General features: G+C 55.9%; 18 protein-coding genes. 4 read left to right on the forward strand and 14 right to left on the reverse strand.

From position 1 onward, the window contains the following. Window positions 1-27: 27 nt before the first annotated feature. From HNQ64_RS07525 to dnaA, 9 genes are all read right to left on the reverse strand, one after another. The gene (locus HNQ64_RS07525; protein ID WP_343075881.1) at window positions 28-5,094 is read right to left on the reverse strand and encodes an ATP-binding protein; all 5,067 of its coding nucleotides are present in this window, start codon (window positions 5,092-5,094) and stop codon (window positions 28-30) included. Continuing rightward, window positions 5,091-6,470: a toll/interleukin-1 receptor domain-containing protein gene (locus HNQ64_RS07530; protein ID WP_221305371.1), complete on the reverse strand. Its 1,380-nt coding sequence runs from the start codon at window positions 6,468-6,470 to the stop codon at window positions 5,091-5,093. Before HNQ64_RS07530 ends, HNQ64_RS07525 begins: the two co-directional genes overlap by 4 nt. Before the next feature lie 153 nt (window positions 6,471-6,623). Beyond that, the gene (locus tag HNQ64_RS07535) at window positions 6,624-7,436 is read right to left on the reverse strand and encodes an IS5 family transposase (RefSeq protein WP_184207075.1); all 813 of its coding nucleotides are present in this window, start codon (window positions 7,434-7,436) and stop codon (window positions 6,624-6,626) included. Between the two features lie 146 nt (window positions 7,437-7,582). Continuing rightward, a complete protein-coding gene (locus HNQ64_RS07540) occupies window positions 7,583-8,434 on the reverse strand; it encodes a hypothetical protein (protein ID WP_184207077.1) in 852 nt (283 codons plus the stop codon). Next, window positions 8,434-9,315, reverse strand: coding sequence for a metallophosphoesterase (locus tag HNQ64_RS07545; protein WP_184207079.1), 882 nt, complete (start codon window positions 9,313-9,315; stop codon window positions 8,434-8,436). Before HNQ64_RS07545 ends, HNQ64_RS07540 begins: the two co-directional genes overlap by 1 nt. Before the next feature lie 4 nt (window positions 9,316-9,319). Next, window positions 9,320-10,630, reverse strand: a complete 1,311-nt coding sequence (locus HNQ64_RS07550) for a hypothetical protein (protein WP_221305372.1) — start codon at window positions 10,628-10,630, stop codon at window positions 9,320-9,322. 265 nt (window positions 10,631-10,895) lie between these two features. Then, window positions 10,896-11,879, reverse strand: a complete 984-nt coding sequence (locus HNQ64_RS07555) for an MDR family NADPH-dependent oxidoreductase (RefSeq protein WP_184207083.1) — start codon at window positions 11,877-11,879, stop codon at window positions 10,896-10,898. Window positions 11,880-11,953: 74 nt separating this feature from the next. Further along, entirely contained in the window at window positions 11,954-13,054 is a 1,101-nt protein-coding gene (locus HNQ64_RS07560; protein ID WP_184207085.1) for a prolyl oligopeptidase family serine peptidase, read from the reverse strand. A 62-nt stretch (window positions 13,055-13,116) separates the two neighbouring features. Further along, window positions 13,117-14,598, reverse strand: a complete 1,482-nt coding sequence (dnaA, locus tag HNQ64_RS07565; protein ID WP_184207087.1) for a chromosomal replication initiator protein DnaA — start codon at window positions 14,596-14,598, stop codon at window positions 13,117-13,119. Between the two features lie 339 nt (window positions 14,599-14,937). Between dnaA and HNQ64_RS07570 the strand changes: the two genes are divergently transcribed. From HNQ64_RS07570 to HNQ64_RS07580, 3 genes are all read left to right on the forward strand, one after another. Continuing rightward, window positions 14,938-16,038 (forward strand): hypothetical protein, encoded by a 1,101-nt coding sequence (locus HNQ64_RS07570; protein ID WP_184207089.1) that lies wholly within the window; start codon window positions 14,938-14,940, stop codon window positions 16,036-16,038. A 6-nt stretch (window positions 16,039-16,044) separates the two neighbouring features. Next, on the forward strand, window positions 16,045-16,914 hold the full coding sequence (locus HNQ64_RS07575) for a phytoene/squalene synthase family protein (protein WP_184207091.1): 870 nt from the start codon (window positions 16,045-16,047) through the stop codon (window positions 16,912-16,914). Window positions 16,915-17,048: 134 nt separating this feature from the next. Then, entirely contained in the window at window positions 17,049-18,092 is a 1,044-nt protein-coding gene (locus HNQ64_RS07580) for a hypothetical protein (RefSeq protein WP_184207281.1), read from the forward strand. A gap of 157 nt (window positions 18,093-18,249) precedes the next feature. On the opposite strand, the gene HNQ64_RS07585 is transcribed toward HNQ64_RS07580, so the two are convergent. The 4 genes from HNQ64_RS07585 to HNQ64_RS07600 all read right to left on the reverse strand — a co-directional run bounded on the left by HNQ64_RS07585 (window position 18,250) and on the right by HNQ64_RS07600 (window position 20,504). Continuing rightward, window positions 18,250-18,510, reverse strand: a complete 261-nt coding sequence (locus tag HNQ64_RS07585) for a hypothetical protein (protein WP_184207092.1) — start codon at window positions 18,508-18,510, stop codon at window positions 18,250-18,252. A gap of 87 nt (window positions 18,511-18,597) precedes the next feature. Then, a complete protein-coding gene (gene mscL / locus HNQ64_RS07590) occupies window positions 18,598-18,966 on the reverse strand; it encodes a large conductance mechanosensitive channel protein MscL (RefSeq protein ID WP_184207094.1) in 369 nt (122 codons plus the stop codon). Between the two features lie 24 nt (window positions 18,967-18,990). Further along, window positions 18,991-19,866, reverse strand: a complete 876-nt coding sequence (locus HNQ64_RS07595) for a nitrilase-related carbon-nitrogen hydrolase (RefSeq protein WP_184207096.1) — start codon at window positions 19,864-19,866, stop codon at window positions 18,991-18,993. 50 nt (window positions 19,867-19,916) lie between these two features. Further along, entirely contained in the window at window positions 19,917-20,504 is a 588-nt protein-coding gene (locus HNQ64_RS07600) for a GNAT family N-acetyltransferase (protein ID WP_184207098.1), read from the reverse strand. 158 nt (window positions 20,505-20,662) lie between these two features. Here HNQ64_RS07600 and HNQ64_RS07605 point away from each other — a divergent pair, with 158 nt between their 5' ends. Continuing rightward, window positions 20,663-21,502, forward strand: coding sequence for an aminotransferase class IV (locus HNQ64_RS07605; protein WP_184207100.1), 840 nt, complete (start codon window positions 20,663-20,665; stop codon window positions 21,500-21,502). A gap of 6 nt (window positions 21,503-21,508) precedes the next feature. Here HNQ64_RS07605 and HNQ64_RS07610 read toward each other — a convergent pair whose 3' ends face one another. Further along, complete coding sequence (locus HNQ64_RS07610; protein ID WP_184207102.1) at window positions 21,509-22,771, reverse strand: efflux RND transporter periplasmic adaptor subunit; 1,263 nt, start codon at window positions 22,769-22,771, stop codon at window positions 21,509-21,511. Window positions 22,772-22,788 lie beyond the last annotated feature (17 nt).

Genomic DNA, 22,788 nt, shown 5'->3' on the forward strand with positions numbered 1-22,788 from the left:
CGGTGTGAATATCGGGACCAGACTTTCTTAGAACCCAAAAGGATGCCGTGGGGTGAATCCTTCGTAGCTGCGGCTTTGGGTGCGCCAGCGGGGACCTTCGCTGGCACTGTCCCCGGAAGTGTCCAGACGGAGACCGCAGACGGTCATGAACACGTGTTCTCCAGGCTTCACCCAGACGGTGATGAAACGGCCTTCACCTGCCTGGCCATATTTGGCGAAACCTGCAGAGGTGATGGGGCTTTTAAGAAGGCCTGCCTTGATCAGAGTGTAGGAGACGGAGCTGGAGCTGTCATAGGCCCGATCTTCAATGTTGGTATGACCGGCTCCTCGGACATACGGCTTTCCTTGAATGTGGTTGGCCGCATTGATGGCCATTGTAACTTGCATTGGCAGTGAGGCTGAAGCGGATGCGTAGCGACCGTCAAAGCGAATTAGCGATGGATAGATCGTCTTGGGCCTGTTCAAATCCTGCCACTTTGCCAGGACTGTGGGATCGGAGGGGGCAACTTGAAGAATCTGCTCCAGGATATTCAGTTTATCGGATTCTCCGGCCACTTGGGCCAGTTCACGGAGATCCTGTTTTGCAAAAGGATTTGGAAGCCGCTTTTCTCGATTAAGCAGCCAGGCCAGGATGCCAGCCAGTTTGCTGCCTGCCTTGATTTCACTCTGGCTGTTTCCGGGACCATATCGGTTCCAGACTTCATTCCCTGGACTGACAAAGTCTGAGGCCAATTCGGCATTTTTTACCAATGCGTTTGATGTGTGGAAGCTTGTAACCGCTTCGACAAAGGCCTTCCGTTCTTCAGGGGTTGTATTGAAGTCCCATTCTTTGACATCCACAGTCCGGATAAGTTCTGAAGTGGAGATGCTCAGTCGGGAACTGCCTGGAATGAAGGCCATGCCAGAAAACTGATCTTTCGCCCAAGTTTTCACCCAGCTTAGCTTGGGCAAAGGTGTCCGGTATGAGGGATTGTTTCCCAACCTCCAGACGCATAGTTCTGCCGTATCGTGTATAGCCAGATATTTGCCATCATCACTCACGGTGATGGCTGAAAGTTGATCCAAGCCTACGGTGTCGACAACGGTTTGTGCAGGGGATGCCTCCCACTTATTGTTCTTCAGGATGCAGACCGTGATGTTTAAGAAGCCTGACTGGTGGGAGGAGACGCAGGTCAGGCGTTGGTGGTCGCTGCTCAGATGAAAACGCAGGTGGGGGCCTGAAGAGGCGTCGAGATCGTTGGACAGTGGCAGAGGGACTTTTGTTTGAGTGGTCAGGTTAAAAAGTGAAAAAGCCGGTTTGTCGCCGGTGGATTTGATGATGGCCATACACTGGCCCAAATCCATGTCTTCCTCCGGGGGGAGATGTTTGACCGGTTCCCAGGAAGTGCCTTCAGCGATTTTCCATCTGTACAGCGTCGTCTCGTCATCTCCCGATTTCCCGAAGATGCAGTAAATAAAATCTCCTGATGAATCCAGGCCAAGAGTCTTCGAATTCAAATCTCCGACAGCATCATCCGGAAGGGACACAGCGGGGGAATGGGCCTTGCCCGTCTGCAGATCCCAAACCCGTACAGTGAGAATCTCGCCACTGGTGGAGGCAACAAACCATCGCTGATGACAAATAGTAACAGGCTGGTAGTTCTGGTCGAGAGTAATGGTTTGCAGATTGGGCAGAGGCTGCCCGGTGGCAATATCGGTGGCGTGGATGGTGTTGTTGACCTCATCCAAAACCATGAGGCATTGGCCGTTGCTGGTCAGCCACCCGGTGCGCTGCCCCTTACCCAGGGATATCAGTTCAGGATATAGCCGTCTGTTTGGTTCCAATGCGAATTCGGCGACGATTCCAATGTTGCTGATTTGCCTGAGGTAAGAAATCCCCTCTCTGTTGACGAAGTACCCTGTCGCAATGTCATAATCCGGCCGAATGTAATCTTCTGCACCCAGGCTGGTGGATGAATAATCCAGCTTTGAAGGACCGGCCAAATCTCTGACCACCGCAGATGAAAGCAGTGCCCAACGCCGGGTCTGGTCAACTTCGCAGAATCGTTGTTCAAGATTCAAGACACTGGCCAGCGTCCTGGCACTGCCGGATGAATAGAACTGTGTCAGCCAGGCTCCTGGGATGTTGGACTGGCTTTCACCAAAAATGACGGAACTCCGATGAAGGATGTTGTTGTCATCTTTTGAACGGTGTGGGAACACCCATGCCATTGTTGAAGGCAGACCGGGGGAACTGGAGAAGAACGGTGTCGTCAGATTCAGCTCGTAGTTGGATGCTGGAAGATTCAGTAAATCTATGGAGTTCCAGAAACGCAGCTTTTGGCTATTGGATGTTTTTATCAGCCACTCGCCATCAGGGCTGAATTGGGCCTGTTGTTGGGTTTCTGTGTCATATGATGGTATGGTCTGTAGTTGCTGTGAGTAAGCCAGTACTGCTTGTTGTTGGTAGGCTTGGTAAGCCCGATATTGTGAGTAATAGGCCTGTACTGCTTGTTGCTGCTGGTAGGCCTGGTAAGCCTGATGCTGTTGGTAATAGGCTTGTGCCAACTGTTGCGGCGACGGATACTGGGCGGCCGGTATTGGCTGCTCGCTGGAATTTGGAGGCGGATAACCGGTCTTGCTGGGGCCGTTGTCGTCCACACTTGGTTGTGGGGCTGCGACTTGGGCTTTTAAAGAGGGGGATGCGGAGGAAGGAGGCGATTCGATCCATTTCCAATCGCTTATATCCGGCTGCCAAAGCATGCAGCGTTGATACGGGGTTTTCACCACCAGCATAGCATCGGTCGGGTGAAAAACGGCCTGCTGTATGTCGGATGGAATTGGGGGCAAATCTAACGGGGGGAGAATCTGGCCGTTTTCATCGATGATGAAAGAGCCGATTTCCGTGTTGGCCGCGACCAGCCATTTACCTGTGGGGCTCAATTGCACATTGGCTTCTCCAAGTGCGTTGACGGGTTTTCTTATTTTCAGATCCAGATCGAAGGTCCGGGTATGCGGCACCGGATTGCCGTTTTCATAATCGGCGATCCACATTCTCGTGGTTGCGGAGTCTCCGTACTGGGATCTCTCCCCGACAGGAGGCGCTGCGGCATCGATTGTCTGATTTTTATTTGTTATCTGCAAGGCGACGAGTCTGCGTCCCTGTTTTCCGAGTCTGAAGATGGCTGAATGAAATTCTGCGGGAATGGGAAATGTGACAGCCTCAGCTGCTAGGTGATCCGTGTTCCGGATCACAGCAACGCCGTTGCTGATGACCGCAAAATGCCGCTGGTCAGCATCTACCGTAACTTTTCTTTCCAGCATGCTCTTGAATGAGGGCACCGTGCCTCCGGTCCAAAGGCGTGCAGGAAGGGTAAATGGGGTGTCCAGTGTAGCATCCAGCAACTGGACGAAAGCCTCATCATCATCTGGTTTGATCTGGACGGCCACAGCCCAGGCTGAAATGGCTTCCAGGCCTGTTTTCCCAATGGCTTGGGATTTGGCCAGTTGGAGCGCATTTTGCCGCATGAGGTTCAATTGGTCACTGGCGACGATGGCTTTGTTTTTTTCGTTGTCTGCTGCCTTGCGTGCACTTGTCGAGAGGCTGTAAAAGTAAACGGTGACGAGGAAAAGCACCGAGGCACAGGCGGCGAAGACGATGCTGTGAAAGTAGCGGCGGCGCAGCAGTGCTTCGCTGCGCTGGGCTTTAAGCTTTTCATCCTCCGCCTTTTTTTGTGCCTGTTCGGACTCTAGAGCACGTTTTTCAGCGGCCAGCTTTTCTTCATGTTGCTCCCGTTCGTCACGGCTGGCTCTGACAATGGGCGCAAGGACGTCGTGAGTCAGTTCGACCCGCCGATGGCCGTTGCGTTCTTCAGCGGTAATCAAACGGCGTTCGACAAGAATGGCGAGCACTCTGTCATGCTCATCAATACCATGTTGTTTCAGCCGCACGGCCAGGCTGTCATAACTGGGACTTTCCCGGTAGCCACCGGGAGACAGAAGGTCTTCCTCCAGGATGATGCGAACATCATCTGGCAGATCAGCAAAACAATCGGTGTAGAAGCGGTTGAGGATTTCGCTGCGGCTACCCCGGACAAGATCCAGATCAATCACCGCGCTGGCGGGATCGAGGACATCCTGGGCATCCGACAGGCGCCGTTCGTTAAGCTCGCGGCACAGCAGGCTCAAGAGCGGGGGCACGGCTTCGATGTCTTCCAACGGCGTGTCTTCGGAAACATTCGACACGGCTCGAACAATGGCCGCACCCACTTCATTGGTGACAAGGCCGGGATGGCCTGGTGCACGGCCGATGCGAGCCGGGCCTGTGACGGCTTCCAAGGCACGGGGACCGTCGAGAAGCCGGAGTTCCTGGCGGTTACGCAGAAGACTCGGGATGATTTTTCTCCAGCGCTCCAATCGGGCCAGATATTCTTCGCGCAATACCAGGACCACACGGGCACTGTCTGCCGTGAAGTCAAAGCGTCCCACCATGGCTGCGTCTTCGCTCAGCCTGCGGTCCAGATCGGGTGACGGGCGGTCCTCGATCAGATCTGCCAGTGCATCCCGGAGGATCAATGTAGCATTGCGGGCACGGGCCTCGTCTTCACCGAGAGTGAAGATCTCCTCAAACTGATCAAAGAGAAAAACCGGCCTCGGGGCGTCAGGATCCCGGAGTCCCCAACTGCTGTCATGCCAGATTTCCCAGAGGCTGGGGAGAGTAAAACCGGGCGCGCCCGCCTTGGCGAGAGTGTCCTGCAATCTTTTCCCAGACTCGCTTCCCGCCGCGATCAACGCATCTGCAAGGTGAGCGAGAATCTGGATGAGGAGTGTTTGAGGTTCTGCCTCGACGTTGTTTTCTGAGCGTTCAGGAAACGTGAGACGAACCCTGATGGGCAGCCAGTTTTCAGCGGCCAGACGCGGGTAAAGACCCGCCTGCAGCAGGGAGGTCTTGCCGAGGCCCGACGGACCATAGAGAACCGTGAGGCGGTGCCTTTTGACCCGTTCAAAAAGCTCATTTTCTTCCTGCCGCCTGCCGAAGAAATAAGGCCGGTGCTGCTCCTGATAGGAGGCGAGGCCAAGCCAGGGACGATCCGGGGTCAGTAAGGTGGCACTCATTGACGGCGGTTTTGATGCTGAATTTCATGCAGTCGCTTCGCCAGGGATTCAAAGACGCCCGGGTCATCACTGAGACGGATCGCATGCTTTTCGTTAAAAAGGGCTGTCGGTTCTCTCCGCACTTCTTTAATGGGGAGGTCATCGATAATCAGAGGGACGTAAAACGTGGCGCCGTCTCCAAAGATGGGGGCGGTGTCTGCTGCCCAAAAACGCTCCCGGTGCAACTCGCCGGCTCTGCCTACAGTCGTGCGGGAAATGCATGAAACAAACACCGCACAACGGCAGCGCACTTCCTGCTCAAGGGCACTGCGCCAGTTTTCTCCGACCTGGAGTCTGTCCATATCGAACCAAACCTCTTCACAGCCATAAAATTCCAGCTGTTCTTTGAGGTGTTTTACAACGTCAAAATCTTCCCGCGCATAACTCAAAAAGATTGAGTTCAGAGGCATGACCTTGCCGGGCAATGAAGCCGACTGGTGCATTGCCGCTGCTTTTGGAGTTACTCCCGTGCGCTTCTCCCAGCGTTCACGCAGTTCACTCACAAATGCGGCGGGATCAACCTGCCAGATTTTGGTTTCCTGACGAAGCGAGTCAAAGAATATGACCATGCTTGATTCTACCCAATCAGGATTGGTAGCCAGGAAGCGGCTGTTTTGTTGGGTTTCGGAAAGCTGTTTTTGTTCCGTGACCCGGACCAGGAAGCGGGTAAGCCAGTCTGAATAGCGCAGGCCAATAAAAAGCAAATGGTTGTCCTGGAGATCATACGCCAGATTGCCCATATAATCGGTGTTCAGATCTCGGTGCAGGCCGAGAATGAACTCGAGGATGTCTTCATCCCAAAGCGCGTAGTCGGGTTTTGTGGAGGCCCTTCCCAGGAGATGGCTCAGCATTGTCCTGCCCTGGGGAATCTGGTCTTTAAGAACAGGGGTGTCTTTGTCCTTGATGTGCGCATTCGGCCGGTAAACGGAAACGCTGGTTTTAGGGTCGCCGCCATACCTCACTTGATTGAGGGCCTCGAGCAAAAGACTGTCAAAGGTGGTGCTCAGGTAGAGGGAGAAATCACTGATGGAAGCAAGATCAAGAAGTGGCTGTTGTGGCCGCAGTGTCTCCGCGTGCTCATCCAGCAACTGTTTCACCTGGTTATAGAGCGGCTGCCGGTTCCCGTGGTTCATCAAGTGGTTGCAGACGACCTGGTTCAGAGTCAGGTCAGGTGCCACTTCCAGGCTAAGGCTTCTCTGCAAGGTTCTGGACAACCACGGATTTAAAACTCCACCACCAAGCGATTTTGGGATGGTGACAACGCCCTCACCGACGACAGGAATCACCTGTTTTGTCGTGATGGCGGTAAGCAGGCTGTTCCAGTGGGCTTCAGTCATTTAACATGGGCAGCGAGCAAAAGAAAAACGAGGCATGTCAGTTACTACCGAGTTCTCTGAAGCGTGTTAAACAGAATGGTCGGCACCTATGCTGAGGTAAGGTGCGTAAGAGCAGGATATCTGAACCGTTTCATTTACGTTGTCTAGAGCGTGTTATGAACTTTTAAAGAGGGAGTTCAACATCAAGGTAGCAAAGGCCAGCCAATGGATGCCCTCCAGGGAAGTGGTTAACCGTTCATAGTCCCTGGCCAGACGCCGGAACCGGGCCGACCACGCAAAGGAGCGTTCCACCACCCAGCGCCTCGGCAGCAGCACAAAGCCCTTCTTGGCCTCCTGCAGTTTCACCACCTCCAAGCGGATGCCTTCGGTTTGCGCCGCTTCGGCGGCTGTTTCTCCCGTGTAGCCTTGGTCCACATAGGCCAGTTCAACCTTTTCTCCAGTTACCTCCTGAAGCTTCTGCGCCAGTTCTCCAACTTGCGCCCTCTCCTGTTCATTGGCCGCTGTAATCTTCAAGGCGAGCAGATGGCCCAGAGTATCCACCGCGATATGGACCTTGGAACCTTTGCGCCTCTTATGGCCGTCATACCCGGCACGGGCTCCGCTTTCAGGCGTGGACTGCATGGTGCGGCCGTCCAGGATGACAGCGCTGGGCTGGGCGTTCTTCTGGGAGAGCATCCGCAAAAGCACGCGCAGATCATGGGCCATGGCCTCCATGCACCCGGCCTTGATCCAGCGCTGCCATTGCTGGTAAACAGCGGCCCAGGGCGGCAGGTCATGAGGAAGCATTCTCCAGGGGCAGCCAGCCCGGGCGACGTAACGCACGGCATTGAACAAATCGCGCAACGGGTGCTCACGCTGAGGGGCATCCTCGGTCATGAGTTCAAGATAAGGGCGGCAGAACTGCCATTCTTCATCACTGACATCCGTTGGATAAGGAGGCTTGGGTTTCACGGTCTTGGCGGCCATCCCAAGCTTATGCCCAATGTTTCACCCCTTGTACAGCTCCTTTTCAAAGTTCATAACACACTCTAGGTTTTTAGCTCATTTGTAATGTTGATATTGAGCGCTGATTCCCGTGAATTCCGGCGGAAACCCGGCTTTATAACGCTTCCTCAGTTGGGTGGGCCATCTGAGTGGCGTCGGATGCGCGAAACCACGACTTCCCGGGTCTTTTTGATGATGCCGTAAAAGTAGCCGGGTTGGGTGGGGTCCCAGGAGAAGGCCTGGCCTTCGGCGGTGATGGGGATGGTATCGGTCCATTCCAAGACGGAGCCGGCGGTGGGGAAGCGTAGGACGAAGAGCTGCTTCGCATCGTGACCGGTGATGAAGAGGGTGCCGTCTGCGGCGATGCTGCCGCCGGAGCAACTGGAGCCGCCGAAGATTTCCAGAATGCCGCTGGGGAAGACCCAGCCAGAGGTGCGCCGCCACTGGTCGTCGTAACGGACGAGCTCCGTCCAGGCGGGATCGCGGCCGGTCTTGGGCCTGTCCTTGGAGTAGTGGGCAAAACAGGCATACCAGTGGTCCTGGTGGCGGGCGATCCAGGTGAGGGAGCCGGGGGCGATGCCGAAGCTGTAGGTGCCTACGTGCTTCATGGCCACGGGGTCGAAGATCTCGATGGAGCTCGTCATCGGCAAGGCGGGAAAATTGGAGTGGGCACACCAGAGTTTGCCCTCATGGATGATGCCGGAATTCATGTGAATGAAGGGGCCGCCTTTTTCATCCTTCCACTCGCCGACTCGTGCCAGGGTGTCTTTGCGATACTTGCCCAGGGCGCGATTGGTGATCACATAAATGTGCTCGGCATCGGCGGCCACGCCTTGGTTAGCCTCGGGAGCTTTGAATCGTTTCAGTTCCTCATGCTTCCAGATTCCGGTGGTGATGAGGGGCAGCGCCTCCTCGGCCTTATCTGCGGCAAATGCAGGACTGAAAAGGGCGAGACTGATGGCAAGGCAGAGGCTTTTCATCAGAGAGCGGTGGACTTCAGACTGCGGCTGGTCTGGCGACGGAAGCCGTGCAGGCGCAGGGAGCTATCGGGCAGGACATCGAGCATCGTGTAACCGCTGCTTTCGATGCCAGTACCCTCGATCATAGCGACGAGGGTGCAGTAGGGGATGCCGTTGATTTCCTGGAGGTCGTTTTTGTGCGAGTGGCCCTGGAAGACGGCGAGGACCTTCTTTGACTTTTCGAGGATGGCTCGCACTTCGGCGGCGTTTTTCACGGCATGGGCTTTGTCTAGATCCAGCCGCTGATGGGCCAGGATGATGACGGGGCCGGGGGAGCGGGCGAGTTCATCCTGCAGCCAGGAGAGTTCCTGGGCGGGGATGTTGCAGTCCTGCCAGTGGGCGTTGTTGCGGCCATAGGCAGTGCCATCTTCGCGGAAGCAGGCGTCCAGCAGGATGAAGCGGATGCCATTCTGCTCAAAGGAGCTGTAGCCGGATAGGGCGGCCCCCGTGTGCGCAGCGAATTCTGCCTTGGTGAGGGTGGTGACGCAGTGATTGCCTAACACATAGTGCCGCGGCATGGCCAGGCGGGCATAATGCTGCTCCATGGTCTTCAGCCATTCCAGTTCCTGGTCCACCGTCGGGGCCTGATCAATGAAGTCGCCCAGTTCCACCACAGCGGCGGGCTTTTCCCGGTTCATGAAGGCGACGGCCTCATCCAGTTTGGCGAGTGCTTCGCGATAGAAGCGGGTCTTGGTAGGGGCTTTGTCGGCGTAATGGAGATCGGTCATGAGGCCGATGCGCAAGAGCGGTTTTGCCTCAGGCTCAGCGGCGAGCATTGAGGACGAACCCAGACCGGCGAGGCAGAGCGTGCCCTGCTGAAAGAAGGATCGGCGGCTAGTCATGGGATTACTTGGCAGCGTGTTCGCGCAGGCGCCACCACGCGGATTCCAGCGGGAAAAACTGGGAGAGATAAGCCTTGTCTGGATTGTAATGGGTAATGACTTTTTCGATCGTGCTGCGCTGAGTCTCGACATAGGCGGAGTCAGGGCAGAGGGTGACAATCCAGGCTGCGAAACAGGGTTCGCGCAGGTAGTCTTTTTCCAGATGTAGGCGGGGGGAGTTTTTGCTCTGCACGCGCAGGCCGGCGACGGCGACATCTACGGCATCCTTTTCGCTGAACTGGGGTTTCCAAGCTTCGTTCATGACACGCCAGTCGAGGTTAAAAACTTCGGTGCCGTTGACATCGAATTTCTCAATCAGGGGTAGGCTCTTGGCGGAGAGTTCGGCACTGTGGCGGAGGCCCTCGGCATAGGCGGCCTTGAAGGTCGGGTCTTTTTCCATTTCCCATAGAGCGCGCAGACAGATAACGCCCTCGCTGCCAGTCCAGGAATGACGTGGGCCCTGGCCGGGATCGAAGACCATGCCCTCGCGGCAGAAGTCAATGCGCGGGCGTTCCTTTTTACCAACCTTTTCGTTAGCCGCAGCCAGGTAGCGTTGGTGCCAGGAGTCCTCACCTGTGAAGTGATGCATGGCCTTCATGACAAAGAGGAGGCGCGGCACACCTTCCCAGGTGGGCTTGGTAAAATCGCCACGATAGGGGCAGGGAGGTCCGTCGGTGGGCATCTTCCAGCCGTTTTTGTCGAGGATGTTCATCTGCTCAATGAAGGCGGCAGTGAGCTTGGTTTTTTCCTCCGGGGAGGCGAGGCCGTCGGTGAGGTAACGCCAGATGCCATAGTGCCAGGGGGTGCTCTGGTCGTTGGAGCCGAGGGGGTAGGTGGTCTTGCCATCGGTGGCGATGCCGCGGGCGATGAAGCCCGGAGTTTTGCCCACAGTGGAGACGAGCAGAAGGCCATCAATGAGACGCCGGGCCTTGGCACGAATAGCTTCGTCTTTCGTCAGTTTCCATTGGGTGCAGAGAGCATCGAGGTAGAGCCCGTTGAACATGGGGCCGTCCTCATTAGGCACGCCCCAGCTCAGGGCGCTGGGTTTCATCTCGCGGCAGTCTTCCGGCGTGGGGCGAATGATTTTACCATCCAGCCCGGTGTAATCGAGCACGAGATTGTACTCATCCACAAACCGTTCCCAAATTTCATCATGAACCTTCTTTGCGGCCTCTTCTGGCGTAGCAGCAGGGGCGGTAAAACAAAGACTGGCCAGGAGGCTGGCGGCGAGAAGGGCTGGGCGTTGAAACATGACGGATAAAACAGGGCGAGACATACGCAGGGAATGCACTGGTTCTATGGGAGGAACAGGCGGCCCGTCGAGGATAAAACGAATCGACCTCCCTTCAGAAACTCGGATGCACTGGAATTTACACACGCCAGGAAATGGTAAAAAGATGTGGGGAAAGGCAGGACCTTTATCTTTTACCCGGTCATTATTGTAGGAGGCAATGGCTAGTCCGTTGTGTGCGTGAGACCCCCTAAAGAGGCGAATAGCGTCGCTGCGCTCGGCATACTCGCGCTCCATGGAGCGGGGCAGATCACGCTAGGTCGAGGATGACCTTGCCGGCGCGGCCGCCTTCTTGGGCGCGTTGCATGGCACGGCGGTGTTCGGCCATAGGGATGACTTCATCCACGGCTGTGACGAGTTCACCATGGAGGATCATTTTGACTAGCGGTTCGAGGACTTCATAAAGCTCAGCCGTGCTGGCCTTTTCAAACCAACGTGTGATCCATAATCCCTCTAAGTGAAGGTTCTTGAAGATCAAAAATTTGTTAGGCACTTTCAGGCTGCGGCGGCTCATGGCCCCGTAAGTGACGAGGGTGCCTTCTGGGGAAAGTAGATCCATGAGGCGGATGGCGCTGTCCCCCCCCACTGCATTGGCGGCAAGCTTTAATTCATGTCCTTGGAGAAGCTCTTTTGCTGCTGCAAATCCGTTTTCATCATCCAGAAAAACAGCATCCGCTCCCAAGGCTTTCAATTCAGGAATGAGCTCCTCGCGGCGCACGAAGCTCACGGTTTTGATGCCGAGACTTTTGGCCACTTGAATAAGCGCGCGGCCCACACCGGAATTGCCTGCGTTTTGCATCACCCATTCGCCTTCTTCAAGGCTGACATGCTTTTTGAGAAGGTGCCATGCTGTGACAGGATTGACGCGAAGCATGGAAGCCTGCACACGATCAATGCCGGGGGGGAGCTTGGCGAAAAACTGCTCGTCCGCCGTCATGTGCTGTGCCCAACAGCCTGCGCCTAGTAGCGGAATGACAAGATCTCCCACTTCCAACGAGGTCACGTCTGGGCCGATGGCCATGATTTCACCACAGCCTTCATGGCCAGGGATGGCGGGAGGATGGGCTGCACGGCCGTAGTTGCCTTCGATGAAGTTGAGATCGGCCGGATTGACGGGCGCGTAACGCATATGCACGCGGATCTCATGCCCCGTAAGAGGCAGCAGCGGACGCTCGACGACTTCAAGGACTTCGGCGGGATTGCCAGTGGTAGGGAAGGACAGGCAGAAGGACATATGACTTGGTGGCACAGAATGGGCACGATGCCAAGTGGAGTGCAATGGGTTGCAGCTCTTTAGGGCGGTCCCACTTAATGCGGGGCCTTCAGTGCCCACTCAAGGAAGCGGTAGAGGTGCTCGTTGGACTCGGGCGTGGGGGAGTGGTCGGGCCGGTTAGTCATTGCTATGCGTTTTTTATAGCCTAACAAAGTATTCAACTGAATGAGATGGTTCAGTGGCACCCAGCGTTTCGGCGGGTCCTCCGCACCGCCCGATACAAGAAAGGGCCGCGGGGCCATGAGGGCCTGGAATTCAATGAGGTCGTGGCCTTTTTCGATGAGTGCCTTGTAGGCACCGGTGCGCGGGCTGTCTGGGCGGATGAGTCCGGTCTTACGCGTCAGCGTGGGATCTAGTCCCAGATACCAAGGTTCCTGGTAGTTGATGCTCTGGCGGGTTTCATCAAAAACGATGCCGGGATCTGACCACACGCCGCAGGCATACCTGTCCCACAGGCAGGCACCAAACATGGCCCACTTGCCGCCATAAGAGTGGCCCATGATGCCGATGCGTTTGGCATCCACTTCGGGCCTTTGTGAAAGAGCGGTCCAGGCATTGGCGGAGACATAGCCCAGGTAACTTAGCGGTTGGCATTTCGCCCCGGCTGTGAGCACAGGCTTGCGGGCATCCCCCCCAGGAGAGCCGATAGAAAGTGTCACAAACCCGCGCTTGGTGAGTTGGTAGGCAAAGTCACGCAGAGGCTTGTCTGAATAGCCGATGCTGGTCTCAGGATCATAAAAAGGCACAAAGACGGCGGGGAAGGGGCCTTTACCATCGGGGATAAGAAGATACCCTTCACCGGTCTGCTGCGTAGCGATCTGTAAGCGGATGCGGTGCTGGGTAAAGTTGTCGCGATGTTGGCTCTCCAGGATGTCGAGCTGAGGCTTTTCGACGAGCGGTGGCCATTCGCCCATGAGGCCGTGCCAAGTGGTAAGAATCTCCTGGCGGCGCTGGACCCAATCCGCAGTTGTTTTCACCTCACGGCCATCTTTGAATTTCAGTGGGCTGGCATAGTCGCCATAGACACCAGCGAACTCAGCCGGAGGCTGGAAGCTGGGGGCGATGGATTCCCACAAGGGATCAGCGGCATGACCGAGGGCGGTTATGAAAAGGGCGAGGAGACAAACGCGAGGCATGCAGACTCATACGCATCCCTTCGCCCAAATTCTGGTCAGATTAGGATCTGTTTAAATACGGATCATGCCTCCAGCAGCTTGGAGCTGAGGCGGTCCACCATGGCACGGAAGTCATGGGTTTCACTCATGCGCTGGGTGATGACTTTACAGGCATGGATGACGGTGCCGTGGTCGCGACCGCCGAACTCTTCGCCGATCTGGATGAGGGGCAGTTTCACCATGTGACGGGTGAGGTACATGGCCACTTGGCGGGCTTCGGCGATGTTCTTGGGGCGGCGAGGGCCGGTGAGGTCACTGACGCGAAGGTCATACTGATTAGCCACGGCGCGCTGCACGCGGTCCACAGTGATGGACTTGGTGGGTTCCTCATCGATGACGTCGTGCAGGAAGGCGGCTAGTGCGGCTTCGTTCTGCATCACGCCTTCGAGGGAAAAGTGGGCGGCCACACGCATGAGGGCACCTTCCAGCTTGCGGACGTTGGTGCGTACGCGCTGGGCGATGAACTCGAGGATCCAGGGGTCAAGCTGGACATTGAAATCGCTCATCTTGCGGCGCAGGATGGCCACGCGGGTTTCGAAGTCCGGCGTCTGGATCTGGGTGGTGAGACCCCATTCGAAACGGGAGACAAGGCGGCTTTCTAGGTTCTTGATGTCGCTCGGTGGACGGTCGCTGGCGAGGACGATCTGCTTGGCGTTGTTGAAGAGCTCATTGAACGTGTGGAAGAACTCCTCCTGGGTGCTGTCTTTGCCTTCAAAAAAGTGGACATCGTCAATCAGCAGCACATCCACCTTGCGGTACTTCTGGCGGAACTGCGTGAAGCTCTGCTTTTTGATGGCCTCGACGAACTCGTTGGTGAATTGCTCGGAGGTCACATAGCGGACGATGGCCTTTTTTTTGCGCATCAGCACTTCCTGGCCGATGGCTTGCATGAGGTGGGTCTTGCCCAGACCAGTCGCACCGTAGAAGAAGAGGGGATTGTAAATGCGGCCTGGCTTTTCTGCCACGGCACGTGCGACTGCGGCGGAGTAGCTACAGTTGGACCCAACAACAAAGTTATCGAAATTAAACTTCAGGTTCAGCCCCGCTTCGGCAAAGGAGCGCGTGCCATTGGCCTCAGCAGTGACATGAGGGCTGGCTAGCGGACGGTCTGAATCAGCACGAGTGTTGATAACGCGTGCTGCCTTTAACTCCTGCTTGGCTGTGGCGGGGAAGATGGGCTGCAATTCGTTGGCAATGCTGTATTCGATACGCGCAGCGGTGCCTAGCACTTCAGCCGCTGCATCGGCCAAGATGCCCGCGAAGTTACTTTCGATCCAAAGTTGATGGATCGGGTTCGGCACATTGACGATGAAACGATGACCATCGGCAATGCGCGCCGTGGTTCCTGAAAAACAGCGCTGAAAGTTATCGTGGCCCAGTTTCTTCAGCAAGATGCCACAGATTTGATCCCAAGCGGTCGGCTGGAGATGGAAGAGGTCTTGTCCTTCAGGGCCTTCAGTTGAGATGGAGAGGGGATTGGGGCTGTCTTCATGATCGGTCTCCATAAGGGATGTAGCTGCGGGTCGGGAAGGTTCGGGAAGGGACAAACGCGGCGCTGATTCGGGAGGGAATGCAGCGCCGCGTTTTGTTTTTAAAATCTGCACCTGTGTATGTCGAAAGTGACACGATTCACAAGCAAATCTTGAGCTAATTTTTAAAGTTTTTGGGTTCTGGGGGCGGCTTCATCAAAAAATATCAAGGCCACTCCTTAAGCATCTCTGTATAACCCGTGAATAAGCTGTGAAAACACTGTGAGTAGTTGTGTGCAACCCACTCTTGGCACGCTTCATGAAACCGCTCCTTGGCAGAGGCCTTTCTTTGCAGCAGGGATACAGCCCTCGCCCATGACGGATCCCACTCACACCCTTTGGCTTCAGACCTTTTTGGTCCTGATGGTACTGGGGGCAGGGCTGATGCTTCATCTAAAGTGGCATCCGCTGCGTGAGGAATTTTCAGAAGCCTGGGACATGTTGCAATCCCTGCGTTGGATCGTGCCCATGATGGCGGCCTTGCTGCTTCTTTCAGGTGAAATCGGGCCATGGGGTATTTCGCTGAGAGATGCCGGAGCAAACGGTCACACTGCTTGGGCCTACCTGCTCATCCAGCTACCTGTGGCTGCGCAGGAGATGGCAGCTTTCATGCATGGTTTCTTCCCTCCCTGGCCGATGGCTCTGGCGGTACCGTTTTTGCTGACGTTGCTGATGTGGCGAGTGAAGAAGTTCCCTTACCGCTACGATTCACGGCGCAAGCGCCCTGCGGTATTTTGGGCTCTTATCATCGCAGCTCTTTCGGCCTGGGGCTGGTTGGCGCTAGAGATCAGCAGTGGACTGCGTTTGATGCCTGAATGGTTGGAGACTCTGCGGGTGACTTTTCGCTGGCTGGCAGAGGCTTGCATGATGGCAGGCTTGCAGATTTACATGATGCGTCTGGTTATTGGCTGGGAGGAGCCCACTGAGCCCGAGGATGAAAAAGACCTATGGCTAGCACTCGAGCACACACTGGCTCGCTGGAAAGGGGTGGTCGTTTTGGTGGCGCTGGATCTTTTATGGCTCCTTGCCTGGCGGAGCCTGGGTTCAGGAAGCACGGATTGGTCCCTCTGGGTCATGGTGGAATCTTCGCTTTTATTTGCTGCCGTGCCTGTCGTGGTGGCTAGACTGCGGGCACCGCTGCATGTGATGCTGGAGGTGACGGCCCATGTCTTCATGAAGACTTTGTGGCCACTGTTGGGTTATGCGGTCAGTGCCACGGCGCTATTAATGTGGGCGCATTTTGCTCTTCGTGGGGTGGCTTCTTGGTTTCCTGAAGGGGCTCTTGGTCAGGGAATGATTCGCATCTTGTCTGCTTTGGTGCTTGCGACTGTGCGCAGTTGGCTATTTCTAGCCTTTGTGCTCACTCTTCTCCGTCATGGTTTAAAAGCTGCCTCCTCACATGGGCAGGCGAATTGATGTGTCATGACTGATCCCAACCTTTCCTCATCTGAAATCGCCAAACGGGCGAAGTCGAATCTGGCTATGGCCCTGGGCTGCTTGCCTGAGGAACGCAGGCGGGACATGATCTCCTTTTATGCGTTCTGCCGCGTGGTGGATGACATCGCGGATAGCACCGTCCTGAGCGAAGAAGAAAAGGAAAAGGAGCTGGCCCACTGGCGGCGCTGTGTGAGTGAAGGCCAGGCCCCTGGACATCCTGTGCTGGATGAAGTGGTGCCGCTGCCTCGCAAATATGGATTCCCTCGAGCTTGGCTGGCGGAGATCGTGGATGGAGTCGCCAGTGACATCCTCCATGTGCGCTATGAGACGTATGAGGAGCTCTTGGCTTACTGCTACAAAGTGGCCTCAGTGGTCGGGCTGGTGAGTGCTGAAATCTTTGGCAGCACACATCCACAATCCCGTGAGTATGCGGTGCAATTGGGCTATGCCCTCCAACTGACCAACATCATTCGCGATGTCGGCCAGGATGCTCGTGAGACGGGCCGCATCTATTTGCCCCTTGAGGACCTCAAACGTTTTGGTCTGACGGAGATAGACATTCTCCATGAGCGTCATGATTCCCGCTTCATTCAGCTCATGGACTTCGAATACAAGCGCGCACGTGAGATGTATGATGCGGCTGCTAAGCTGCTTCCCACGGTGGATCGCGATGCGCTTTTGCCTGCGCGCATGATGGGGCAGGTGTATTTTGAAATCTTAGAGAAGTTGCATCGCGAGCGATACCCCGTTTTTGAAAAACGCTGTCGTCTCCACCCTCTGCGTAAAATCTGGATTCTATTGACCTTCATGGGTCGCTCTTGGTTGGCACGCTGGCGGAGAAAAGGAACAGCTTGATCTGAACAATTCAGACGACGCTCCCGTCAGATGGCATGAAGGCATTTATTTTGCCCGAGGGCGGCTCATTTGGCCGTTGCTCGGGTTCAAAGAAACGCCTTGATCCAGATAAAATTTAAGAAACCTTAACCGATATGAATACACGCCTCCTCCCTGAGCATGGAAAAGGCTCGCTTTGGCGAGTGCTCGCACTGTCCTTTATGGCGGCGTCGGCTCATGCTCAGCAGCCCTCAGGCTACAGCTATCCCCCCCCTCCTGGGTATGGGGCTCAGCCGCAGTATTCAGCCCCGCAGTATCCTGCTCAGGCGCCTGCCTATCCGCAGCAGGGTTATCCTCAGCAAGGCTATTCGCAGGCACCCGCTTACCCTCAGGCCCAGGGATATGCACAGCCAGGTTACCAGACCGAGTATGTGAGCCCGATGCAGTTCCTGCCCACTTTTGGTCGCAAATTTGGCGATATGTTCCGCCGTGTGTTTTATGGCGATTCACCGCCGGAAGGGTACGCCACGCAGGCGCCGCAGAGTTACCCACAGCAGGCCTATCCCCCACAGGGCTATGCTCAGCGGGGACGCAGCCTGGATAGCGCCCCCCCATCTTATCAGAGTCAGTATAGCCAACCCCAGCCAGGCTATGCCACACCACCGCCACGGTACCAGGAGCAGCCTCGTTACCAACAGCCCCCTGCACCTCAGCCGGGTGTGCCGCAGTATCAGACACCTCCCGCTCCCCCACGTCAGACCACTCAGCCAGCCCCTCAGTCAAATGGCCGCATGGGCAGCGCCCCACCTCCGCGCACTTCATTAAAGTCAAAATCCACCCAAACGCCGGCAAAGAAATACACGCCGCCGACCATGTCGCAAAAGCCCAAACGCACTGTCGAAGAAATGCCGCCTCCTGTGGTGGAAAAAAAACAGAGTGTGGGTGAAGCAGAGAAAGAATACTACCCTCTTCCTGGTGCTAAGCCGAAGACAGAGACAGCCAAATCTTCTCCCCCAAGCAAACCAACAACGGATAAAACCGCAGGCAACAGCGGCTCTTTCCTTAAAGGCAAGCGCGCCAGCAAGCCTGGCCGTGTCATCAGTCCCTATGCGCCTTATCAGGAACTGGATGTGACGGGCCTCAGCAGCGGCTCCCTGGCTCTGGACCCGACCACCCAAAAGGTCTTTGAGGTGCCGTAAGCGCGGTAACAAGATTTCTCCCGCCTATCTTCACAGATTGGGCGGCGCTCTTCCAAAGAGTGTCTTCGATGAAGACACTCTTTTTGTTAGGTGTGTGGGGGCAAATGAAGACCACGTTGCGACTTGTTCAATCCTCGTCACTCTCAGCCTCACCTGGCTATTCGGATAAATACAGAGACATGCCCAAGTCAGCCATGGACCGCATCATTTCGGGTGCGATGGCCGCACCTCCTCCAGTCGCGTTACGGCGAATCATGAACCCAATGTCGGCCACGTACTTGCCGGATTTAAGTTTTAACTCGGATGCTGCGAGCCACTTTTCCAGTGTGTTTACCTGTTGAGGAAGGTTCCAAATGTCGTCACAGAGCTGGTCAATTTTCTCGGTTGGGGAATCCTCTGAATAGATGTTGATGGGCATGCGGTGTGCAGTTGAGAATAGATCCAGACCCAGCCGACGGGTGGGTGAGGATGGGTCTGTTTTAAACACCGAAGCAAGACCGCTGGTTCAGCGTGCCTTGAGGAGATCACGGATCTCTTTGAGCAATTGCACATCTTCCGGGACCGGTGGCGGGCCGGCGGGTTCGACTGGCTTAGCGCGCAGGGCGCGGATCTTGTTGATCGGTTTTACAAAGATGAAAAAGACCACAGCGGCCAAGAGCAAAAAGTTCAGCACGCCATTGCCCAGGTCCCAGACTCCTTGGACGAAGGAAGGCCAGGCGTCGTTGCCTTTGACCATTTCAACGACGGGACCGATGACGCCTTTCACGACGCCATCTACCAGCTTGCCAAAGGCACCACCGATGACCACGCCCACGGCGAGATCCACAATGCTGCCGCGCATGACAAACTCTTTGAATTCATTGACGATGCTCATGATGATAATTTGTTGGGTTGCTGCTCAGGATTCGACCTGATGGATGATAAAATGACCAGCCAAATCTTTGCCAAGGTGGGAAGGATTCGTCTCCACCTGCATTCGTCGCATCACTTCGAGGGCTCTTTTTTCCAAACTCACTCGAAGTTGATGCTGACCTTCGGTGAAAACCTCGGTTTCGATCCAGCGTGGAACCTGCCGAAAGGCAGCTTGAGAGGGCGAGTAAAAAGCCAGGCGCCCCACATTGACATCAATCAATTCGGATTCCGCTTTTCCGGTGAGATGACATACAGCGACATGGCAGCCCAGCTCGATGGCACGGGCCGAAGCGCAGCGGTCCACACGTTCCACGCCCAGGATACTTTCCGTCGCACTGGGGCAAAGAATGAGGTCCACGCCGTCTCCTCGCAGCCGGGCGGAGATCTCTGGAATTTCAATGTCTAGACAGATGACGACGGCGATGCGGAAGCTCTGAAATTCCCAAAGATAAAGGATGCCGCCTGGGCTGAATACTTTCTCCCACGGCGTGAGGTGCAGCTTATCCTGATGACTCAGTTGACCTCCCACGAAGATGGGGGCCCGGTTAAAGAGACGGTGCGTCTCACCATCCACAAAAGGCACGGTTCCCAGGACCGCCGCTTTTCCTGGCCGGTCCAAACGCACTCGCAGCGTAGGGAGCAACGTCTGCCAAAAAAGTCGGGAAAGTGCATGATAAATCGTGGGATCTTCGGGTGTCCGGGTCACGAAGGTTTCCAAGCCCATCCAGGTAAACTCAGGCAGCAGCACCATGTCTGCGCCACTTTCCCAGGACTGCTCCACCACACGCACCACCTCATTTGCATAAGCGGTCGGGCTATCACACGCAAAGCCGGGGTCAAAAGTGAGGATATCGAGAGTCATAAAGCGGAACACCGAAGCGCATCCAAAGAAGCGCAAAAGCTCCTTCCACGCTACTTCAGTTCTTTGGTCCAGAAGGTGAGCGTTTTGGCCGACTCCTCCACTTCATTCACTTCCTTCCAGCGAAAAAGGGCCTGTAAGTGAGGTTGCTTTTGGTAGCCACGTGCCTTCCAAAACTCATCCAGGGGCCGATAGTTATCTGGCCGCGAAGGATGATCCGGTGGCCGATCAACCGCACAGAAAGCGGCTTGGTTCAGTCCAAGCGATAGAGCATGGTTTTCACGATGTTTGAAAAACTGCCTGCCAATGCCTCGCCCTCGATATTGCGGTAGCAGAATGGACTCTCCCAAATAGCAGATCTGGGAGATGTCGTGCCCTGCTTGGAGGAATGGAGCCTGAAATTCTGGGCCCTCATCGGCCATCGGCATGCAGGTGGTAGCCCCCACCACGGCATCTCCATGAAACGCTAAAACGGCCAGGCTGCGCTCCCCCTCAGTGTACACTTTGAGGTAATCCCGTTCATATTCCAGGCTGCCATCATACAGATAAGGATAGTCCCTGAAAACGGTGATCCGCAGGGCCCCAAGTGCATCCACATAGGGCTCAATCTGCTTTCCCTGAACATTGAGAAGACGCAGCATATTGAATCAATGAACGTGAAAAGTGGCTTGGTATTAGAGAAGACTGCCAAAGGATGCGCATGGATTCACAAAAAAGTGGCAATCGTTTCTCCTCATGCGCTCATGGATGAGTGCTTTCAAGGCTTGAATGCGAAGTTTTATCAGCACAAATTCAGCTCATGACTCCCCCGCAGTTCCTTTGGCTCAATGGTCGTATTCAATCCACGGAGGAGGCGCGGCTTTCTCCTTTGGACCACGGCTTCCTCGTGGGAGATGGGGTGTTTGAAACCTTGGTGGTGCGTCGTGGCAAACCTTTTGCGGCTAAGCAGCACTATGAAAGGCTAGTGAAGTCTTGTGAGGTCACAGGGCTGCACTGTATTTCAGAGCCGACGTTCCATGAAAGCATCTCCGCCGTCATGCAGGCGAATGGTCTTCAAGATGCTCGTGTGCGAGTGACTCTCACCAGTGGCGATGGTCCTCTCGGGTCGGATCGGGGGGCTGGGGAGGGGACTGTATTGGTGGTAGCCACTCCTTTGAACTCCTGGCCACCGACCGAAAAAGTCCAGCTTGCGCCCTGGACACGCAATTCACGCGGGGCACTCGCCAGTGTGAAGAGCGTCTCTTATGGTGAAAATGTTCGCGCGCTTCTTTACGCCAAAGAGCGCGGCTGTGGTGAAGCCTTGGTGGTCAATGAGTCTAACCAACTTTGCGAGGGAACCGGGTCCAATGTCTTCGTGGTCCTCGAAGGTCGCTTGTTGACCCCACCTCTTTCTTCGGGATGTCTCGCCGGGATCACCCGCCAGCTTGTGCTAGAGGCCTGTGCCAAAGTGGGGATCGTATGTCTGGAGGAGGACCTCCCTGTCGTGGTTTTGGAGGAATGTGAAGAAGCCTTTCTGACCTCCTCCACACGGGATGTCCACCCCATTTCGCTGCTCAATGGCCGTGCCTTGCAAGCTCCAGGGTCCGTCACGCTCGCTGTTCAGCAGGCATTCCAGCAGATGTACGCCACCGGGGCTTGAGGTGCTTCACTCGCGTGCGATCACTTCCGTGCCATCTTTGACGGAGTCAGGCGGGTGCATGAGGACTCGATCTCCGGCCTTCAGGCCTTGGATGACCTGCGTCCACTTGCCATCGGACCGGCCAATTTCCACCGTAATGACGCGCGCCTTACCCTGATCTAGGATGAAACTACGCCATACGGACCCTTCCCGAAACAAGGCCCCGCTAGGCACTTGCAGGACATCGTTTTCATGCCACACCGCCACGCGCACTTCGACGCGGAAGCGATCTCCCAAAGGCATATTTTGAAGGCCTGCCGGGTCTAAATCACACAGCACGATGACTCGTTGCTCTTCCACTCCTAGGGCAGAGACTTTGGTGAAAGCGGCAGGCTCGACACGGCGAACACTGGCTTTGAGCGGTGAATCGCCACCCCATTGCTCAATGCTGGCGGGTGCACCGGGACGGATGAGCACGGCATCGCGAGAAAGGATTTCAGCTTCCACTTCCAGATCACTCACATCTCCGATTTCCAAAATGGGAGAACCTGCCGCAATGATCATGGCACTCTCTTGCTCCACTCTCAGGACCCGGCCATTGACGGGGGCTAGCACAGGGATCGGCTGGCTATCACTGCCCGGGCTGTTCATTTGGATGAGGGCAGCCTTGGCCTGAGCCAGTTCATATTCGGCCACTTTCAGGGCGAACTCTTGCGCCCGCACTTCACGACCGCGCATTTCAGCTTCGCGTTCGATGGCATCCCGGTCCGTGATTGAAATACTGCCCTCGGTCGCCTTGGATTTCACGCGCTCCCAGTTTGCCTGGGCAAAGCGGGCCGCAGTGCGGGTCATTTCTAACGATTGACCTGCCTGCTGGAGAGCAGCTTCTGTGGCTGCGATTCGGGCATCGGCCTGCGCTTGGCTACGTGCATCAATCAGCGGCGCAATCCCGGGTTCGATCTGTGTCAGGACGGTTTCACCCGCTTTCACCTCGTCACCCGCTTTCAGGGGCACCCGTCGCATGCTGCCCGTCACCGGTGCTGCGACGATGTAGCGATTGCGGATGCGTGTTTTGCCCTCTTCCATCACATGCACCGTCAGCGGGCCCCGTTTGACTTCCGCTAACTCTACAGGCGTCGGGCGCGGACGAAGGCCATAAATCACCGTGGTCAGCAGCCCGATACCGATAGACCACAGCACCAGCTTGCGAAACAATCCGCGCTTCGATGGGGCTCTTTTTGCTTCCCAAGGTGGGGTGGGGGATGGACCTGACTGCTCCTCGTTAGTCATGTTTCTTCTCTGTAAGC

Source organism: Prosthecobacter dejongeii, from assembly GCF_014203045.1.
Classification (GTDB): Bacteria; Verrucomicrobiota; Verrucomicrobiia; order Verrucomicrobiales; family Verrucomicrobiaceae; genus Prosthecobacter; species Prosthecobacter dejongeii.

Excerpts from the sequence above, each read along its gene's own strand:
- HNQ64_RS07525 (WP_343075881.1), bottom strand. The coding sequence starts at position 5,094 with ATGAGTGCCACCTTACTGACCCCGGATCGTCCCTGGCTTGGCCTCGCC.
- HNQ64_RS07530 (WP_221305371.1), bottom strand. The coding sequence starts at position 6,470 with ATGACTGAAGCCCACTGGAACAGCCTGCTTACCGCCATCACGACAAAA.
- HNQ64_RS07535 (WP_184207075.1), bottom strand. The coding sequence starts at position 7,436 with ATGGCCGCCAAGACCGTGAAACCCAAGCCTCCTTATCCAACGGATGTC.
- HNQ64_RS07540 (WP_184207077.1), bottom strand. The coding sequence starts at position 8,434 with ATGAAAAGCCTCTGCCTTGCCATCAGTCTCGCCCTTTTCAGTCCTGCA.
- HNQ64_RS07545 (WP_184207079.1), bottom strand. The coding sequence starts at position 9,315 with ATGACTAGCCGCCGATCCTTCTTTCAGCAGGGCACGCTCTGCCTCGCC.
- HNQ64_RS07550 (WP_221305372.1), bottom strand. The coding sequence starts at position 10,630 with ATGTCTCGCCCTGTTTTATCCGTCATGTTTCAACGCCCAGCCCTTCTC.
- HNQ64_RS07555 (WP_184207083.1), bottom strand. The coding sequence starts at position 11,879 with ATGTCCTTCTGCCTGTCCTTCCCTACCACTGGCAATCCCGCCGAAGTC.
- HNQ64_RS07560 (WP_184207085.1), bottom strand. The coding sequence starts at position 13,054 with ATGCCTCGCGTTTGTCTCCTCGCCCTTTTCATAACCGCCCTCGGTCAT.
- dnaA (WP_184207087.1), bottom strand. The coding sequence starts at position 14,598 with ATGGAGACCGATCATGAAGACAGCCCCAATCCCCTCTCCATCTCAACT.
- HNQ64_RS07570 (WP_184207089.1), top strand. The coding sequence starts at position 14,938 with ATGACGGATCCCACTCACACCCTTTGGCTTCAGACCTTTTTGGTCCTG.
- HNQ64_RS07575 (WP_184207091.1), top strand. The coding sequence starts at position 16,045 with ATGACTGATCCCAACCTTTCCTCATCTGAAATCGCCAAACGGGCGAAG.
- HNQ64_RS07580 (WP_184207281.1), top strand. The coding sequence starts at position 17,049 with ATGAATACACGCCTCCTCCCTGAGCATGGAAAAGGCTCGCTTTGGCGA.
- HNQ64_RS07585 (WP_184207092.1), bottom strand. The coding sequence starts at position 18,510 with ATGCCCATCAACATCTATTCAGAGGATTCCCCAACCGAGAAAATTGAC.
- mscL (WP_184207094.1), bottom strand. The coding sequence starts at position 18,966 with ATGAGCATCGTCAATGAATTCAAAGAGTTTGTCATGCGCGGCAGCATT.
- HNQ64_RS07595 (WP_184207096.1), bottom strand. The coding sequence starts at position 19,866 with ATGACTCTCGATATCCTCACTTTTGACCCCGGCTTTGCGTGTGATAGC.
- HNQ64_RS07600 (WP_184207098.1), bottom strand. The coding sequence starts at position 20,504 with ATGCTGCGTCTTCTCAATGTTCAGGGAAAGCAGATTGAGCCCTATGTG.
- HNQ64_RS07605 (WP_184207100.1), top strand. The coding sequence starts at position 20,663 with ATGACTCCCCCGCAGTTCCTTTGGCTCAATGGTCGTATTCAATCCACG.
- HNQ64_RS07610 (WP_184207102.1), bottom strand. The coding sequence starts at position 22,771 with ATGACTAACGAGGAGCAGTCAGGTCCATCCCCCACCCCACCTTGGGAA.